This window comes from Terrabacter sp. 05T424, from assembly GCF_056396225.1.
This window is the reverse complement of the sequence record NZ_JBFTLB010000002.1, coordinates 627,967-645,237: the sequence shown is the minus strand read 5'-3', so window position 1 is coordinate 645,237 and position 17,271 is coordinate 627,967. Positions and strand designations below refer to the sequence as shown.

Annotated in this window: 14 protein-coding genes and 1 pseudogene; 13 read left to right on the top strand and 2 right to left on the bottom strand. The window is 73.7% G+C overall.

What is annotated here, in order from left to right:
• Nucleotides 1-67 precede the first annotated feature (67 nt).
• A complete protein-coding gene (locus AC1DE0_RS08105; protein WP_478099069.1) occupies nucleotides 68-3,019 on the top strand; it encodes a helix-turn-helix transcriptional regulator in 2,952 nt (983 codons plus the stop codon).
• Nucleotides 3,020-3,115: 96 nt separating this feature from the next.
• Nucleotides 3,116-4,462: pseudogene (locus AC1DE0_RS08100) on the top strand (P-type ATPase actuator domain-containing protein); the annotation flags it as partial.
• A gap of 194 nt (nucleotides 4,463-4,656) precedes the next feature.
• Here the strand turns inward: AC1DE0_RS08100 and AC1DE0_RS08095 are convergent.
• Nucleotides 4,657-5,877 (bottom strand): MFS transporter, encoded by a 1,221-nt coding sequence (locus AC1DE0_RS08095; protein ID WP_478099067.1) that lies wholly within the window; start codon nucleotides 5,875-5,877, stop codon nucleotides 4,657-4,659.
• Nucleotides 5,878-5,935: 58 nt separating this feature from the next.
• Between AC1DE0_RS08095 and AC1DE0_RS08090 the strand changes: the two genes are divergently transcribed.
• The 7 genes from AC1DE0_RS08090 to AC1DE0_RS08060 all read left to right on the top strand — a co-directional run bounded on the left by AC1DE0_RS08090 (nucleotide 5,936) and on the right by AC1DE0_RS08060 (nucleotide 11,074).
• Nucleotides 5,936-6,910, top strand: a complete 975-nt coding sequence (locus AC1DE0_RS08090) for an ArsR/SmtB family transcription factor (RefSeq protein WP_478099065.1) — start codon at nucleotides 5,936-5,938, stop codon at nucleotides 6,908-6,910.
• A gap of 121 nt (nucleotides 6,911-7,031) precedes the next feature.
• Entirely contained in the window at nucleotides 7,032-8,024 is a 993-nt protein-coding gene (locus AC1DE0_RS08085) for a peptidoglycan-binding protein (protein WP_478099061.1), read from the top strand.
• 127 nt (nucleotides 8,025-8,151) lie between these two features.
• A complete protein-coding gene (locus AC1DE0_RS08080) occupies nucleotides 8,152-8,472 on the top strand; it encodes a DUF2853 family protein (protein ID WP_478099058.1) in 321 nt (106 codons plus the stop codon).
• A gap of 112 nt (nucleotides 8,473-8,584) precedes the next feature.
• Entirely contained in the window at nucleotides 8,585-9,571 is a 987-nt protein-coding gene (locus AC1DE0_RS08075) for an NHL repeat-containing protein (protein ID WP_478099056.1), read from the top strand.
• Nucleotides 9,572-9,670: 99 nt separating this feature from the next.
• Nucleotides 9,671-9,910, top strand: coding sequence for a hypothetical protein (locus AC1DE0_RS08070; RefSeq protein WP_478099054.1), 240 nt, complete (start codon nucleotides 9,671-9,673; stop codon nucleotides 9,908-9,910).
• A gap of 131 nt (nucleotides 9,911-10,041) precedes the next feature.
• A complete protein-coding gene (locus AC1DE0_RS08065) occupies nucleotides 10,042-10,722 on the top strand; it encodes a cobalamin B12-binding domain-containing protein (RefSeq protein ID WP_478099052.1) in 681 nt (226 codons plus the stop codon).
• Nucleotides 10,723-10,831: 109 nt separating this feature from the next.
• Nucleotides 10,832-11,074, top strand: coding sequence for a hypothetical protein (locus AC1DE0_RS08060; protein ID WP_478099050.1), 243 nt, complete (start codon nucleotides 10,832-10,834; stop codon nucleotides 11,072-11,074).
• Here AC1DE0_RS08060 and AC1DE0_RS08055 read toward each other — a convergent pair.
• Nucleotides 11,058-11,987 (bottom strand): LysR family transcriptional regulator, encoded by a 930-nt coding sequence (locus AC1DE0_RS08055; RefSeq protein ID WP_478099048.1) that lies wholly within the window; start codon nucleotides 11,985-11,987, stop codon nucleotides 11,058-11,060. The genes AC1DE0_RS08060 and AC1DE0_RS08055 overlap by 17 nt on opposite strands.
• 71 nt (nucleotides 11,988-12,058) lie before the next feature.
• Here AC1DE0_RS08055 and AC1DE0_RS08050 point away from each other — a divergent pair, with 71 nt between their 5' ends.
• From AC1DE0_RS08050 to AC1DE0_RS08035, 4 genes are read left to right on the top strand one after another with little or no spacing between them, the layout of a single operon-like run.
• Complete coding sequence (locus tag AC1DE0_RS08050) at nucleotides 12,059-13,285, top strand: MFS transporter (RefSeq protein ID WP_478099045.1); 1,227 nt, start codon at nucleotides 12,059-12,061, stop codon at nucleotides 13,283-13,285.
• Nucleotides 13,286-13,328: 43 nt separating this feature from the next.
• Complete coding sequence (locus AC1DE0_RS08045; RefSeq protein WP_478099043.1) at nucleotides 13,329-14,636, top strand: SWIM zinc finger family protein; 1,308 nt, start codon at nucleotides 13,329-13,331, stop codon at nucleotides 14,634-14,636.
• Complete coding sequence (locus AC1DE0_RS08040; RefSeq protein WP_478099040.1) at nucleotides 14,633-16,177, top strand: DUF5691 domain-containing protein; 1,545 nt, start codon at nucleotides 14,633-14,635, stop codon at nucleotides 16,175-16,177. Before AC1DE0_RS08045 ends, AC1DE0_RS08040 begins: the two co-directional genes overlap by 4 nt.
• The gene (locus AC1DE0_RS08035; RefSeq protein WP_478099038.1) at nucleotides 16,174-17,271 is read left to right on the top strand and encodes an ATP-binding protein; all 1,098 of its coding nucleotides are present in this window, start codon (nucleotides 16,174-16,176) and stop codon (nucleotides 17,269-17,271) included. The genes AC1DE0_RS08040 and AC1DE0_RS08035 overlap by 4 nt, the downstream gene beginning before the upstream one ends.

Sequence of the window (17,271 nt, the reverse complement as noted above, 5' to 3'; positions counted from 1 at the left end):
GACGGCGGCACGAACCGTGTCGACCACCGTCCCGCCACTGTCGGCGGAGTACGCGAGAATTCCGCGTATGCCGCTCAGCACCGGCCCCCTCATCGGGAGGGACACCGACCTCTCGCATCTCGCCGACGCCATCGGACTGCGCCCGACCCCGGGTGCCCGGCCCGGTGGCGTCGTCGTGCTCTCGGGCGACGCCGGCATCGGCAAGTCGCGACTCGTCGGCCAGCTGGTCACCGAGGCCCGTGACGCCGGCTGGTTCACCGCCCTCGGCCACTGCGTCGGCCAGGCCGGCAGCAGCCTCGCCTACCTCCCCTTCGTCGAGCTCGTCGGCGCCATCGACGCCGGCCACCCCGAGGTCGTCGAGCGCGTGCTCGACACCCACCCCAGCCTCGGCCACCTGCTCCCGGGGCGCCCCGAGGCGCACGACCCCGAGCGGGCCGGCCGCACCACCGACCCCGGCCAGGTCGCCGAGGCCGTGCACGCCCTGCTGTCGGCGCTCGGCAACGCACAGCCCTCCCTCGTCGTCGTCGAGGACGTCCACTGGGCCGACCACTCCTCGCGCGACCTCATCACCCTGCTGCTGACGCGCGGCTTCACCAAGGCCGTCGGGCTCGTCGTGACCTACCGGTCCGACGACCTCTACCGGCGGCACCCGCTCCACGAGACGCTCGCCGTGTGGGCCCGCATCGCCGGGCTCGAGCACGTCGACCTCGCCCCACTGCCCGACGACGCCGTCCGAGAGCTCGTCTCCGGCATCGAGGGCGCCCCCACCGACACGACCACCGCGGCCGAGATCGCGCGCCGTGCCGAGGGCAACCCGTTCTTCGCCGAGGAGCTCGTCGCGAGCGCAGCGGCCGGCCAGACCCTGACCGGCGGCCTGAGCCGAGTGCTCCGGTCGCGCGTCGAGCAGCTCGACGACACCGCCCAGCGCGTGCTCCGCGCCATCGCCCTCAAGGGCGGGCAGTTCATCGACCACGAGCTGCTGTCGAAGGTGCTCGACCTGCCCGACGAGACCCTCGAGGCGGCACTCGCCACCGCCGTCGAGCACCACGTGCTCGAGGCGCGCTGGCCCCCGGCGTACACCTTCCGGCACGCGCTCCTCGGCGAGACCGTCGCCGACAGCCTCCTCCCCGGCGAGCGCCTCAGGCTCCACCGGGCGTATGCCGCCGTGCTCGCCGAGTGCCCCCACCTCGCTCCCGCCTCCGAGCTGGCGCGCCACGCTGCCGCCGTCGGCGACCTGCCGACCGCCGTGCGCGCGAGCCGTGCGGCCGCCGAGGCGGCCATGGCCGTCGGCGGACCGCAGGAGGCGCTGCTGCACTTCGAGCGTGCGCTGACCTGGCTCGACGAGAACGACGCCGAGCGCGACGAGGTGACCCTGCGTGCTTCGCGGGCCGCGATGGTCGCAGGCGAGTCGGTGCGCGCGATGGACCTGCTGCGCGACCGCCTCGACCACCCCGGCACCGCCCAGGACCCGCTCGTGCGTGCCGACCTGCTCTCGACGCTCGTCATCCGGGCCCGCATCCTCGACCTGCCGGTCGACTCCATCGCGCTGACCGACGAGGCCATGGGGCTGCTCGACGACGAGGCCGACGAGCGGCGGGTCCGCGTTCTCGTCGCACGGGTGCAGGCTCTCGTCGACCAGGGCTCGTTCGTCGAGGCGGCCGTCGTCGGCAACGAGGTCTCGCTCCTCGCCGAGCGCCTCGGCATGGTCGGTGCCGTCGCCGAGGTGCGCACCATCATGGCTCGGGTGCTCGAGGCCCAGGAGGACCTCGCCGCCGTGGAGACGCACCTGCAGGCCCTCGTCGACGACATCGATCCCGACGACCCGCTGCTGCTCCGCGCGCTCCACCAGCTCGCGTCGCTGGCCCACCGCCGTGGCGACCTCCCGGGCGCCCTCGTCCTCTACGACCGCGGCGCCGACGTCGCCCGCCGCATGCACCGCGAGTGGGCACCCTGGGGCCAGGAGTGCCGGCTGCTCGGGGGCCTCACGGCCTACGAGCTCGGCGACTGGGACGGCGCCGTGCGGCGGCTCGAGCTCGGCGGGCGGCCCGCGCCTCAGCCCGGGCGCACCATCTTCACCGGCGCGATGCTGCTCGTCCAGGCCGGGCGCGGAGAGCCTGTCGACCCCGACCTCTTCGACGCGCTGCGCGAGTGGTGGCCGGTCGACGGCCTGGCCGTCGTGCTCACGGTGATGCCGGCCGTCGACGTGCTCGGCGACGCCGGCGACCTCGGCGGCCTGCTCGAGCTCACCGAGGCGGCCGTCGCCACGCTCGACGCCGCCTGGGGCGAGTACCACGCCGTGGTGCGGCTGGCTGCCCTGCTCGCCGGACAGGCGGCGCGCCTCGTCCCCGCCGCCGACCCGGTTCTGCGTGACCGCGCCGTCGCCTTCGTCGACTCCCTGCTGGAGCGCGCCCGAGTGATCGGCGAGCTGCGGCCAGCCGCCGAGAAGGCGAGCCGGCCCAAGTTCGAACGGGCCTCGGCCGAGTCGCTCGAGGACACCAGCCGCGAGACCTGGGCCTGGGCCTCCCGGCTCGAGGCCGAGGTGCTCCGGCTCAGGCGCGCGGTGGAGCTCGACGACCCACCCGGCGCCGACGAGCTCGTCGACGCCTGGCGCATCAGCACCGTGGCCTTCGAGCGCTACGGCCACGTATTCGAGACGGCTCGTTCCCGGGCTCGGCTCGCCGCCGCCCTGCGCAGCGCAGGCGACGACGCCGGCTCACGCCACGAGGCCGAGCTGGCCCGAGAGGTTGCCGTCAGGCTCGAGGCGAAGCCGCTCCTCATCGAGCTCGACGAGGTCCGTCCCGGCCCGGGTGGCGGCGGCTCGCACGACCTGACGCCCCGCGAGCTCGAGGTGCTCGAGCTGCTGGCCAGGGGGCTGACCAACGGCCAGATCGGCAAGCAGCTCTACATCAGCACGAAGACCGTGAGCGTGCACGTCTCCAACCTGCTCGCCAAGCTGGGCGCGTCCGGTCGCACCGAGGCCGCGGCCATCGCGCGGCGGCGGGGGATCGTGACCGACTGACCGACGCGCGCCCCGGCGCTCGACGGCGCGGGTGACGTTCGCCTCCATCGCCCGGCGAGGGGCGCCGACCCACCCGGATCAGGCGCACGATGGAGTGTGAGCTCGCGGGTGTCGGCACCCAGCCACGCGACGACGTCCATCCGCACCGCCGCGGGCCGACCCACACCCGAGGTGTTGACCTCCCTCGGCGTCGACCCGACAACCGGCCTCACCGCGGACGAGGTGGCTCGACGACGGGCGGTGACCGCCGCATCCCTGCACTCGCAGGTCAGCCACGACGCCGTGGTGCTGCGCGACGGCGACGTGGCCCGGGTCGACGTCACGACCCTCGTGCCCGGTGACGTCGTGCTGCTGACCCTCGGCGAGGTGGTGCCGGCCGACCTGCGCCTCGTAACGGTCGCGGGCCTCGAATGCGACGAGTCGGTGCTGTCGGGCGAGTCGCAACCGGTGGAGAAGACGACCGAGGCGGTCGACGCGTCCGCCTCCCTCGCCGTCGCCGTGGGCATCACGCCGCAGCTGCTGCCCGCGGTGGTGTCGACGAGCCTGGCCGCCGGGTCGCGGCAGATGGGTCGGCGCAAGGTGCTCGTCAAGAGGCTCGTCTGCATCGAGGACCTCGGTGATGTCGACGTGCTCTTCACCGACAAGACCGGGACGCTCACGGCGGGACGCATCGACTTCGCGAGGGCCGTGCCCGTCGTGGGGCGTCGCTCCGACGACGTGGTGCGCTGGGGGCTGCTCTGCTCCGACCACGTCCAGGGCGAGGCGGCCGCCGTCGCCGGCAACCCGCTCGACCAGGCCCTCTGGGAGTCGCCGGCCACCGCCGCCGCACGCCGTTCGCTGACGGGCCACGAGGTGGTCGGCCAGCTTCCCTTCGACCACGAGCGGCGGATGCTCTCCGTCGCCCTGCGCGACGACGCCGGTGCCGTCCACCTCGTGACGAAGGGCGCCCCGGAGACCGTGCTCGCGCGGTGCCCCGAGGTGGCGCCGGCCACCCGCGCCGCCCTCGACGCCGAGTTGGCGGCGGGCAACCGCGTCGTCGCGGTGGCGACCCGCCCGGTCGCCTGGTCCCGAGCCCCGCTCCCCGCCGACGAGCACGACCTGCAGCTGGTCGGGTTGCTCGTCTTCCTCGACCCGCCCAAACCCGACGCCGCAGCCGCCCTCGCGCGGCTCGCCGCGCTCGGCATCCGGGTCAAGGTCGTGACGGGTGACAATGCCGTCGTGGCGGCCAAGGTCTGCCACGACCTGGGCCTGCCGGGAGAGGGCGTGCTCACCGGGACCGACCTCGACACCCTCGACGACGAGCAGCTCGTCGACGCGGTGACCGCCACCACCGTCTTCGCCCGGGTCAGCCCCGAGCACAAGGCGCGCATCGTCCGGGCTCACCGGCACGGGGGTGGAGGCGTCGCCTTCCTCGGCGACAGCGTCAACGACGCGCTCGCCCTGCATGCCGCCGACGTCGGCATCTCGGTCGGCCGCGTCACTCTTCCTACCGTTCGCGGCCCTCGTGGCGATGGTTGTCACCTACCTCGCGCTCGTCGAGCTCGCGAAGCGGTGGTTCTACCGCGCCGCCGCCCCACCACGCACCGGGGCACCGACCGACCTCCACACCCGTTTCGTACGCCGGAGGGCAGCCCGCTTCAGCGTGGCCCTGGAGCCAGGGCGGGCGCGAGCACCCCGGCGCCCGGCCGGGAGCGGCGCAGGCCGGGAGTGAGGGCGACCGAGACGACGACCGAGGCCACCGCCATGACGCCCATGGCCTTCGCCGCGGCCTCGGGCCCCATCCCCAGCGCGGTCGCGACGGCTCCGCCGAGGAGGGCGCCGAGGGCCTGGCCGACCATGAGGCCGGTGCCCTGCAGGCCGAACACCTGGCCGCGCGCCTTCGCGTCCGTGTGTGTCACCAGCCGCTCCTGAAGGGGGAGGCCGGCGGAGTAGCCCGCGGAGGCGACGAAGGCGAGCACGGCGGCATACGGCAGCGACGGGACGAGGAAGAACGCGAGGTACGGCACCGCGAGCAGCAACCGGAACGGGCCGATCAGGCTGTCCCGCAAGGGAACCGAGAGAAACCGTCCCACGACCACGTCACCGAGCAGCATGCCCGCCGCTGTCACGGCGAAGAGGTAGCCGGCCCGCTCGCCCGCGAACGGCACGAAGAGCGCCTCACACCCGACGATGAGCCCGTTCGGCACCCACAGCGTGAGGTAGATCGGGCGGACGACGCGCGAGCCGAGCAGCCGGCGGTTGACCTCGCGGGTGCGCTTCACGACGGACGCACCCGCATGGCGCGGCGGATGGTCGGACAGCCCGAGGCGGAGGAGCAGGACGGCCACGAGCAGCGCTGCCGCGGATCCCAGGAAGAGCTGCGTGGTGGTGAAGCTGATGAGCAGCAGGCCGCCGATGCCGAAGCCGACGATCTGCATCCCGCCGACCGCGATGTTCATCGTGGCCCGGCCGAGGATGAAGCCGTCGGGCGGCAGGATGTCGGAGACGAGCGCCATCATGCTGCCGCCGAGGGCGGACGTGATGAGCGGGCCGGCCGCGAGCAGGGCAAAGCGCCAGCCCCACGCCAGTCCCGGGATCGCCTGGAGCAGGTCCGTGACGAGCGTCGTCGACGCGACGAGCACCAGGGCCGTCCGGGGGCGCACGAGGTCGGAGCCCGAGCCGAAGAGCGCCTGCCCCACGATGCGCATCAGCGGTGCGCCGAACATCGCGAGCGCCGTGAGGACCGGCGACCCGGTGGCCGCGAAGGTGATCGTGCCGAGCGCGAGGGACGCGACGGCATACGCCCCGATGTTGAGGCACTGGACGAGGAAGAGGACGCGGAACTCGGGCACGGCGAACAGCTGGCGGTACGTCTTCACGCCCTCACCGTGCCGGGTGCGGCACCCGGGACGCTAACGTTTCGGATGGAGGCGAAACATGGGGACGTGGCAGATCTCGGCCGACCTGCTGGCCAGGAGCCGCTTCGTCGTGTCTCCGCGCATCGAGACGGTCGGCGCCCTCAACGACCTCGTCCGCCCGTCCGACCCCGAGGGGCGCGCGCTCGCCGCCGCCCACGGCGAGGCCTTCCAGGCGATGCTCGACGAGCACCCCGTGCGGCGGGCGGTGCTCGACCACAGCTGGAAGCCGCAGTGGATCTCCGACTGGCTGTGCCTTCCACCAGCGGCCGGCGGGCGCACCTTCGAGCAGGAGCTCGACGACGTGCGCGACCTCGGTGACGACGTCATGCGCGACCACCTCGCCGAGAGCTCGCCCACTCGCGACCTGCCCGACGTCCTGCTGCGCGACGGGCTCACCGAGCACGGCATCCTGCTGCTCGAGTGGGTCTGGACCCATGTGCTCGCCACCGACTGGGCCCGCCGGGAGCGGATCCTCCGGGCCGACGTCGTCGCGCGCACCTCGCGGCTCGCCACTCAGGGCTGGGCGGCCGTCCTGCGCGACCTCGGCCGCGACCGCGAGTGGGTCGGCGACGGCCACCTGCGGATCAACGACTACGACCTGCCCTCGCGCGTCCTGCCCGACGACGCCGACCTCTTCTTCGTGCCCGTCAACCACCGCGCCCGCTGGGTCGGCTGGCTGCTCCCGAGGAGATATGCCGTCTACTACCCCGTCGCGGGAGCGCTGGCTCGCGTGGACGCGGGGGCGCCAGACGGCCTGGAACGCCTGGTCGGACGCAACCGTGCGCGTCTTCTCGTCGCCCTCGAATCACCCTCCAGCACAAGCGGACTCGCTGCGACCACAGGCCTCGCGGTGGGTTCGGTCGGCGACCACCTCAAGGTGCTGCTGTCCGCCGGCGTCGTGCTGCGCCGACGCTCGGGCCGTGAGGTGCTCTACTGGCGCACGGCCGTCGGCGACGCGCTCGTCGCCTCCGGCACGGAGCAGCCGGCACCGTGACCCGGGTAGTTCTCCCCATGTACCGCCCGAGCACCCGCCCCTAGCCTCGGCGCTGCGGACGCAGCCGCGGCCGTGCCATCCACGCGCCAGTCCCGCGCCAACGACTCGATCAGGGGTAGTCATGTGTGAGCTCCACGAAACCGCCAGCCCAGAACTCGGCCGCCGCACGCTCATCCGCGGCGCCGGAGGCCTCCTCCTCGCCGGCGGCCTCGTCGCCGTCACCGGCAGCGCGGCCCAGGCCGCGACGTCGCAGAACGGCTGGCCGGCCGGCTCGTCGTCCGCCATCCCGCTCGCCGCCCTGTCCGTCGGCTCCGCCACCTTCCCGGCCGGCGTGCGCCGTGGCGACGTGCACACCGTGCTGGGCTACGTGGCCCGTCGGTACAACAACGAGGTCGAGGCCCTCGTCAAGGGCTGGTGCTGGGGCCACAGCTACCGCGTCATCTCCGGCAGCACGTCGCTGTCGAACCACTCGAGCGGCACCGCGATCGACGTGAACGCACCGCGCCACCCGCTCGGCAAGTCCGGCACCTTCTCGGCGGCCCAACGCACCAAGATCCACTCCATCGTGTCGGCGTGCAACGGCGTCGTCCGCTGGGGCGGCGACTACTCGGGCCGCAAGGACGAGATGCACTTCGAGATCAACGTGCGCCCCGGCGACGCGCGGCTCGCGGCCCTCGCCCGGCGGATCGGTGGCGGCGCTCCGGCACCCGCTCCCATCGTGTGGACCACCGTCAAGCGGGGCGCCAACGGCTTCCGCACCACGGCGATCCAGCACCTGCTCCGCCACCGCGGCTACTCCCTGACCGTCGACGGCGCGTTCGGCCCGACGACCGAGAGCCGGGTCATCGCCTTCCAGCGCTCGAAGGGCCTGGCTGCCGACGGCGTCGTCGGCCCGAAGACCTGGACCGCCCTCGTCGTCACGGTCAAGCAGGGCTCGAGCGGCCAGGCCGTCGTCGCAGTGCAGCAGCTGCTGACGCACCGGGGCTACAGCGTCACGGCCAACGGCTCCTTCGGTGCGACGACCACGACGAAGACCCAGGCGTTCCAGAGGTCGCGCGGCCTGACCGCCGACGGCATCGCCGGACCGCGCACCTGGGCCAAGCTCACCGTCTGACCCCTTCCGACGCCGTCGCGCCCGGCTGTGGACAACCTGAACATGTGATGTCTTACCTCCTCCGGCGGGCGCGGGGGTCTAGCGTCGATCGTGTTCACGCCATTCAAAGAAGAGGGGCACGACGCACATGGCAGAAGACTGGGCAGCAGACGTCAAGAAGTACTCTCCCGACGCCGACGACGCCGCGATCAAGGGCATCGTCCGCCACTGCGGGATCGCCCTGCACAAGCGCGACTCGTCACTCGTCTCGTTCAGCGACAAGACCGAGCTCGACCGTGTCCGTGACGGATTCATGAAGAAGAAGCTCGCCCTCACCAACTCCGACGCCGACCTCGACGCCTCGCTCGCCGAGGTCGGTCAGAAGCTCAAGGGCGACCGCACGAAGAACCGCGTCACCGTCTACTACCTGCTCGCCGAGAAGCACGACAAGCTCGACCTCTTCCGCTGACCACACGGTCCAGCCGACGCGGGTGTGCCGCGCACGTGTAACGGCACATCCGCGTCAAAGGTTCAGCCTCAACGTCTCGACATCTGCCGAAGGCGCGGCCCAGCATTTGAGGATGGACAACCACCTCGCCGTGCACCTAGGCACCCCCTCGCGTCGCCTCGTCCTCGGCTCGGCAGCAGCCGTCGCCGTCACCGCCCTGACCTCCCCGGTCGCCTCCGCCAAGGCCCGCTCCAACGGCCACCTCCCGCACACCGTCGCCCTCCCGAACGGCACGCAGCCCGAGGGCATCACCTCGGGCCCGGGCTCCACCTTCTACGTCGGCTCCGTCGCCGACGGGCGCATCGTCAAGGGCGACCTGCGCACCGGCATGGTCCGAACCCTCCTCGCGGGCGCGACCGGCCGCTCCCTGCGCGGGCTCTTCTTCGACCATCGCACCGGGCTCGTCTGGGCCGTCGGCAGCGTCGGCGCCGACGGGCACATCTGGGCCGTCAGCTCCAGGTCCGGTCGCGTCGTCAGCGACACCATGGTGCCGGGCGCCGGCTTCCTCAACGACCTCGTGCTCAGCCGTCGCGCCGTCTGGGCGACCGACTCCTCGGTGAACCGGCTCACCGTCGTCCGGCTGACGAGCCACGGTCGGCCGACCGGTGCCGCTGCCCGCTTCGTGAACCTCACAGGAGAGTGGCCGGGAAGCACTGGCGCGTTCAACGCCAACGGCATACGCCGTCTGCCCGACGGGGCGCTCGTGCTCAACCACAGCACGTCCGGCGGCCTGTGGCAGGTCGACGGTCGAACCGGCATGACCCGCAGGATCCACGTCATGGATGGTCCGCCGATCGTGAGCGGCGACGGCCTCGAGCTCGTCGGCAGGACCCTGTACAACGTGCGTGGTGCCGGCGGCGCCGACGTCGTCGCGACGCGTATGCGGCGGCGTGGCGACAGGTGGAGCGCGACGTGGGTCAGGACCCTGACCGATGCCACCCTGGACGTGCCGTCGACCACGACCGCCGCGCTCGGTTCACTCTGGGTCGTCAACGCGCGCTTCGGCGTGCCGTCACCCGAGACCGCCACGTTCGCCCTCACCCGGCTGCCCCAGGTCTGACCCGCACCACCCCTGCCCCGGAGCCGCCCATCGCCCGTCCCTCGCCCTCGGCGAGCCGTGGCTATGGACGGCTCCTCCAGGCGGGCGCAGACTGGAGCGATGGACATGCGCAGCAGACTCACCCGTCGCAGCGCCCTGACCGCCGTCGCGGCCTCGGCACTCGTTGCCCTCGCGGCCCCGGTCGGATCGTCGGCCGCCGCGGCACCCAAGGCCTCCACCCCGTCGACCACCGTCGTGACGACGTCCGTCACCGACCTGCGCCTGCCGACAGCAACGACAGGGCACAAGGCCGCCATGCCGATGCGGGGCGGCTGCGACGCGATGATGAGCGCCCTCTAGGGCTCGACCGACGAGCCGCCCGCGCGTGACGACGTGCGGGCGACTGGGTATGACGCGTCGGTTGGGCCCCGGCCCAAGTCCCGGGCCGGCCCCGTGGAGACGACGCACCCCCGCGAAGGAGCCCGCCGCGAATGTCCGCGCGCACCCCGACCACCGAGTGGATCGACCAGCTCGAGCAGACCCTCGAGAGCTTCGACGAGGCCGGCGGTCACCGCGTGCTCAGCCAGGTCTTCACCGAGCTCGACCTCGAGGACGCTCTGTCGCACGTCGTCATCCCCTACCTCCACGCCATGGGCGAGAGATGGTCGCAGGGGGCGATCGGCGTCGCACAGGAGCACTTCGCGAGCAACGTCCTGCGCACCCGGCTCTCGCTGCTCATGAACTCCGAGGCTCGCAGCGAGGGACCGCTCGCCGTCCTCGCCTGCATGCCGGGCGAACACCATGAGTTCGGCCTGATGGCAATGTCGCTCGCACTCTCACGCCTCGGCTGGCGCACCTGCTACCTCGGGGCGGACACCCCGACCACCGAGCTCGCCGTCACCTGTCTGACGCTCCAGCCCGATGCTGTGGTGCTCGCCGCGCACCAGCACACGGCGTTCGAGGCGCACGGACCGGCTCTGCGCCGCATCGCCCAGTCGACCTCGCTGCACCTCGCAGCCGCCGGCGCGACCGACGAGGTCAGCGCCCTGTGCGACGCCACGCACCTCGACAGCGACCCCGTCCGCGCCGCGGCCGTGCTCAACGAGGAGCGCCGTGGCTCCGTGCCCGGCGTCGGCACCGCGCCCGTCGCGGGCGAGCCCACGGCGGGTTGACCCGACGGCGTGACGCGGTCGGGGCTAGGCTCGTTTTCCTTGTGCCACAACACGTGTGCGCCACCCCTTGTGCAGCCACGCGCAAGCCCCGCCGATCGATGGAGTGCCCATGACCTCAGGATCCCCCGACCGAGAGCACCTCATCGAGCACCTCGAGGACCTCGAGGACCTCGAGGTCGACCCGCCTGCGGCCTCCGGTGAAGGCCGAGAGCTGCCGGAGGCGGCCGAGGCCCTCGGTCCGCGCGAGCCAAAGGGCCGAGACCGGCGGATCACGCTCGCCGTCGCCGGTATCGCCGCCGCCGGGCTGCTCGTCGCCGGCCTCATCACCCTCGTCATCAAGCTCGCCGGCTGAGGGCCGCGAGCGCGATCGTCCGGCCGAAGCGCACGACGAAGTCCTCGAACGCAGCCACCGTCGGGTCGTGCGTCGGGTTCCGCACGAGCACGCCGATGGTGCGCAGCGCCTGCGGGTGGTCGAGGGCCACGGGCACGACGTCACCCTCGGGCGCGAAGGCCGGGAGGATCGCCACTCCGAGACCGGCACCCACGAGTCCCCTTGCGGTGTGGACGTCCTCGGCCTCGAACCCGACCCGGAGGGGCACACCGGCGTCGGCGTAGATCTCCTCGACCCGGCCGCGCAGGCCGAAGCCGGTCTTGAGCACGATGAGGTCGTCGTGGCCCCCGGCGGCAAGGCTCTCGACGGACATCGAGGTGAGCCCCGCCGCGTGGTGCGACCGGTGCACGGCGACGACGAGCGGCTCGTCGTAGAGGACCGTGCTCGACCCGCCGGCGACGTCCGGCGGCGAGGCCACGAGCGCGACCGAGCACCGGCCGGCCCCGAAGTCGTCGAGAGCCTTCTGCCGTGAGCCCTGGGAGAGCTCGAAGCGCACGCCGGGGAACCGGTCGCGGAAGCGTCGGATGAGCGCGGGCACCACGGCCTCGCCGAGCAGGGTCTGGAAGGACAGCCCGACCGTGCCGTGGCCGACGGTGCCCGACCCGGTGACGGCGTCGACGCCCCGCTCGAGCGCGGTGACCCCCTCCTGCGCGAAGGGCAGCAGCGCACGGCCGGCGGCGGTGAGCGTGATTCCGCGCCCCTCCCTCTCGACGACGGGCGTGCCGAGCAGCGCACCCAGGCGGGCCAGGGCCCGGCTGACGGTGGGCTGCGGCATGCCGAGGACGGCCGCCGCGGTCGTGACCTGGCCTTCCTCGGCCACGACGACGAAGACGGGCAGCAGCCGCACCACGGCCCGGAACTCGGTCGGTCTCATGCCTCGATCGTATGAGTCGTGGACGTGACATGCATTGGTGCTCTGAGTCGCATCCGCCTAGCGTCGATCGCATGTCCTGGGACGGCCACCTTCCTGCGAGCCGCGAGTACCGCCGCATCCTCGCCGGCCTCGGCGCGGCCGGCATCGCCACGTTCGCGCAGCTCTACTCCCCCCAAGGACTGCTGCCGACGCTCGCGCGGGGTCTCGGGGTGAGCCCGGCCGACGCCGCGCTGTCCGTGTCGGTGGCCACGCTCGGCGTCGCCCTCGCGGTGCTGCCGTGGTCGTGGGTCGCCGATCGCGTGGGTCGCCTGCGCGCCATGCAGGTCGCGATCATCGCCTCGACCGCCCTGGGCGTGCTCGTTGCCCTCGCCCCGACCATCGAGGTGCTCCTGGCTCTCCGGCTCGTCGAGGGCATGGCGCTCGGCGGCCTGCCGGCACTCGCGGTCACCTACCTCCACGAGGAGGTGCACCCCGGGCACACGGCGGCGGCCGCGGCGGCCTACATCTCCGGCACGACGATCGGCGGCGCGGCCGGGCGCCTCGTCGCCGGCCCGCTCGCCGGTCTCGTGGGCTGGCGTCCCGCGCTGCTCACCGTCGCCGTCGTCTGCGCCATCGCCTCCGCCGTCTTCCTCCGGCTCATGCCGAGGCCCCGCGGCTACCGCCCGTCCGGCGCGACCGCGCGCACGGTCGCCGACGGCATACGCGTGAGCCTGCGCGACCCCGCGCTCGTCGCCCTCTACGTGCAGGGGGCCCTGCTGATGGGCGGCTTCGTCGCCGTCTACAACTACCTCGCCTTCCGGCTCGAGGGACCCGAGTTCAGCCTGCCCGCCACCGTGGGGTCGCTGATCTTCGCCGCGTATGCCGCCGGGACCGTGAGCTCGCGCCTGCCCGGTCGCCTCGTGCCACGTCTCGGGCGGCGGCAGGTGCTGGTGGGCGGCACGGTGACCATGGCGGCCGGTGCGTTGCTCACCCTCGCGGGCTCCCTGCCCCTCGTCGTGCTCGGGCTGCTCGCGCTCACCGCGGGCTTCTTCGCCGCCCACGCCACCGCGTCGGCCTGGGTCGGCGCCCGCGCGACGACCGGCCGCGCCCAGGCCACGGCCCTCTACAACGTCGCGTACTACAGCGGCTCGGCCGTCGTCGGCTGGGTGCTCGGCTACGCGTGGTCGGACCGGGGGTGGGGGGCGGTCGTGGCGTCCGTCGTCGGCCTCGCCGCCGTGGCCCTGACGGTCGCCCTCGCGGTGCTGCCCGGCGCGAGCGACGCGCCCTCACGGTCGAGGACGGCCGACGCGGTGCGCTGACTGCGCCCCCGCTGTGGGAGGCGTGGGTCATGATGTGCCAGTCATGACCCGATGGACTCCAGCCCAGGTGGCCGGCCTGGCCCCCGACGCCTTGTCGCTGGCGGCTGCCCGCAGGCTCGCGCGCCCCGGCCCGTGGTCCGACACCGGGTCGACCGACGTGCTCGTCTGGGGCAAGTGCCAGGGGTCGGGCAAGACGCCCTACCAGGTGAGCGTCGACCTCACCGGTCCCGCGTTCCGCTGCTCGTGCCCGAGCCGCAAGTTCCCGTGCAAGCACGGGCTCGCCCTGCTGCTCCTCTGGGTCGACGGGGCCGGGTCGGTCGCCGACGCGGCCGAGGCGGCCGGCTTCGCGCAGGAGTGGGCGGCCGAGCGCTCGGCCCGGGCGGGCGCGAAGGCCGCGGACGACGCAGGCCGCCCCACGCGTACGCCCGACCCCGCCGCGGCGGCGAAGCGCCTCGAGGAACGGCTCGCGCTCATGGACGGTGGCATGGACGACTTCGCCCGCTGGCTCACCGACCTCGCGCGCAGCGGCACGGCGTCCGCGCGCCAGCAGTCGTATGCGTGGTGGGACGGCACCGCTGCGCGGCTCGTCGACGCGCAGCTGCCCGGTCTCGCCGACGACGTCCGCTCGGTCGGTGGTGCCGTGAGCGGTCGACCCGACTGGGCCGAGCGGCTGCTCGTCGCGCTGGGCAGGTGGTGGACGGCCACTCGGGCCTGGGCGGCCCGTGAGTCGCTGACAGACGCCCAGCTCGGTGACCTCCGCGCCTACCTCGGCTGGTCGGTGAGCACCGAGTCGGTGCGTCGCGCCGACGCGGTCACCGACCGGTGGCTCGTGCTGGGCGCCCACCGCACCGACGACGGCCGGCTCCAGCAGCAGCGCACGTGGCTGCGCGGCCGATCGAGCGGAGAGACCGTGCAGGTGCTCGACTTCGCCGCGGGCGGGCAGGTGCTCCCCGTCGCGCGCATCGTCGGGTCGTGCCTCGACGCGACTCTCGCGCGTTACCCCGGTGCTGCCGTGCGCCGCGCCCTCTTCGTCGACGAGCCCGTGGTCGCCGACGCCGACGTGCGTATGCCGTCCGGTGCGTCCCTGGAGGACGCTCGCACCGCAGCGGCCGCCGACTGGGGGCTTAACCCGTGGGCGCGGCGCTGCCCGGTGGTGCTCTCCGACGCGCGGATCGGGCTCGACCGGGTGGTCGACGCCGACGGAGCGAGCGTCGCCCTCGCCGACGACGCCGACGTGTGGTCGCTGCTCGCCGTCACCGGCGGCCGGCCCACGCAGCTCTTCGGCGAGCTCGAGGAGTCCCGCCTGCGACCGCTCACGGTTGTCCTCGACGGCGAGGTGCTGGGCCTGTGACCGACGTCGTGACCGGTCGGGCGACCGACGTCGACACGTGGTGGCGCGAGGTCGGCAACGCCGCGCTGCTCGGCACGGCCCGTCGCGCCGTTCCCGACCTGCCMGACCTCGGGCMGGCAGCGGTGCGTCCTCGCGCGGTGCCCGGCCCGCGCGAGGAGGCGCTGCTCGACGCGGCTGCGCTCGGCGGCGCGGCGCTGCGGGCCGGGCGCCGGCTCGACCACGCCGAGCCGCCCGACGCCGCCCCCGACGACACCCGCCCGGTCGCACCACGGCGGGCCGTCCAGCTGCTCGAGCTCGTGCTCACCCAGCCCCCCGCCGGCGCCGCCCAGCGCGTGGGCCTGCTGGTGCACTGGCTCCGCGCCGCCGACGACGCCGACCGCCGCGTCCCCCCGGTCGTGCTGCCGCTGCTCCTCGGCATGGCGACCGGGTCGCGCGAGCTGCGCCGGCCCACGGCCGCCGTGCTCGGCGAGCGCGGGAGGTGGCTCGCCGCCCTGCGCGAGGAGTGGGAGTGGGTCGCCGACGCGACCGCCGGGGCGGAGGCGCACACGGCGTCGCGGGTGTCGGGCATCGTTCCGTCGGCCGACGAGTGGGCGCGGCTCCCCTCGACCGACCGGGTGGCCGTGCTCGCCACGGTGCGCGGCGTCGATGCGGAGCGCGGTCGCGAGCTCGTCGAGTCGACGTGGGCCACGGACTCCGCCCGCGACCGTCGCGCTCACCTCGAGACGCTCCGGGTCGGCCTCGGCGCCGACGACGAGGCGCTCCTCGAGTCGGCGCTCGACGACCGGGCCGGCACGGTGCGCGAGGCCGCCACCGAGCTGCTCGACGCCCTGCCCGGGTCGCGGCGCGCCGCCCGGATGGCCGAGCGGCTGCGCCCCCTCGTGCATCGCACCGGGCTGCTCGGCCGCGGTGTGGACGTGACGCTGCCCGGTGAGCCCGACCCCGCGGGCGTGCGCGACGGGCTCGGCAAGCCGCCGCCACGCCGGTCCGCCCGCGGCTGGTGGCTCGAGCAGATCTGCGCGGGCGCCCCTCTCGAGGTGTGGTCCGAGCTGACCGGAGCCGAGCCCTCGACGGCGGTGAAGCGACTGACCGACGCCCAGCAGCCCGACCTGCTGGCCGGCATACGTCGTGCCGTGCGGGGCCGCCGCGACCCCGTGTGGGCGGCAGCGCTGCTCGAGCGGGGCTGGGACGCGACGCTCGTGCCTGCCCTGCCGCGCGAGGCGCGTGAGCGCGTGGCCCTCCAACGCGTCGACGCGACGACCGACCGGGTGCACGAGCTCGGGGCCGTCGTCGGCTCGGTCGACCCGCCCTGGTCGCCCGACTTCAGCGTCGCGCTCCTCTCTCGACTGCGTGCCTCGAAGGTCGGGTCGGCCATGGTGCTGGTGGCGATGCCCCACCTGCTCACCGGCCTGCACCCCGCGGCGCTCGACCCCCTCGAACGGTGGGTGGTCGAGGCCGGCGGCGACCAGATGCTCTCCACCAACCTGCGCAACCTCCTCCAGTTCCACTCCGTCAAGCGATCGATCACCGAGGCCTTCAGATGAGCGAATCCCCCACGCCTGCAACCGTCCTGCGGGCGCATGCCGAGGATGCGTATGCATCCGAGCTCGCCGCGCTCGCGGCCTCCGACGACCGCCCGCGGCCGCCTCGCTGGCGGCTCTCGCCGTGGGCGGTCACGACCTACCTGCTCGGCGGCACGCTCGACGACGGCACCGAGATCACGCCGAAGTATCTCGGCTCGCGCCGGCTCATGGAGGTCGCCGTCGCGTCGCTGGCGACCGACCGTGCCCTGCTCCTGCTCGGCGTGCCCGGCACCGCGAAGACGTGGGTGGGCGAGCACCTCGCCGCCGCGATCAGCGGGTCGTCGACGCTCGTCGTCCAGGGCACCGCGGGCACGCCCGAGGAGTCGCTGCGCTACGGCTGGAACTACGCCCGCCTGCTCGCCGAGGGCCCGACGCGCGCGGCCCTGGTGCCGAGCCCGGTCATGCGAGCCATGGAGACGGGCGCGCTCGTGCGCATCGAGGAGCTGACCCGCATCCCGGCCGACGTCCAGGACGCCCTCATCACGATCCTGTCGGAGAAGACGCTGCCGGTCCCCGAGCTCGACACCCAGGTGCAGGCGCTGCAGGGCTTCAACGTCATCGCCACCGCCAACAACCGCGACAAGGGCGTCAACGACCTGTCATCGGCCCTCAAGCGCCGCTTCAACACGCTCGTGCTGCCGCTGCCCGACTCGCTCGAGCAGGAGGTCGAGATCGTCCGCACCCGCGTCGACTCCCTCGGGCGGTCGCTCGAGCTGCCGGCTGCCCTCGAGTCGCTCGCCGAGATCGAGCGCGTCGTCACGGTGTTCCGCGAGCTGCGCTCGGGCGTGACCGCAGACCAGCGCACGACGGTGAAGTCGCCGTCGGCGACGCTGTCGACGGCCGAGGCGATCTCGGTGATGACCAACGGCCTGTCGCTCGCGGCCCACTTCGGTGACGGCATCGTGCGGGCCGACGACGTCGCGGCCGGGCTCGTCGGCGCGGTCGTCAAGGACCCGGTCCAGGACCGCATCGTCTGGCAGGAGTACCTCGAGACGGTCGTCAAGGACCGCCGCGAGTGGACCGACCTCTACCGGGCCTGCCGCGAGCTGGGCTGA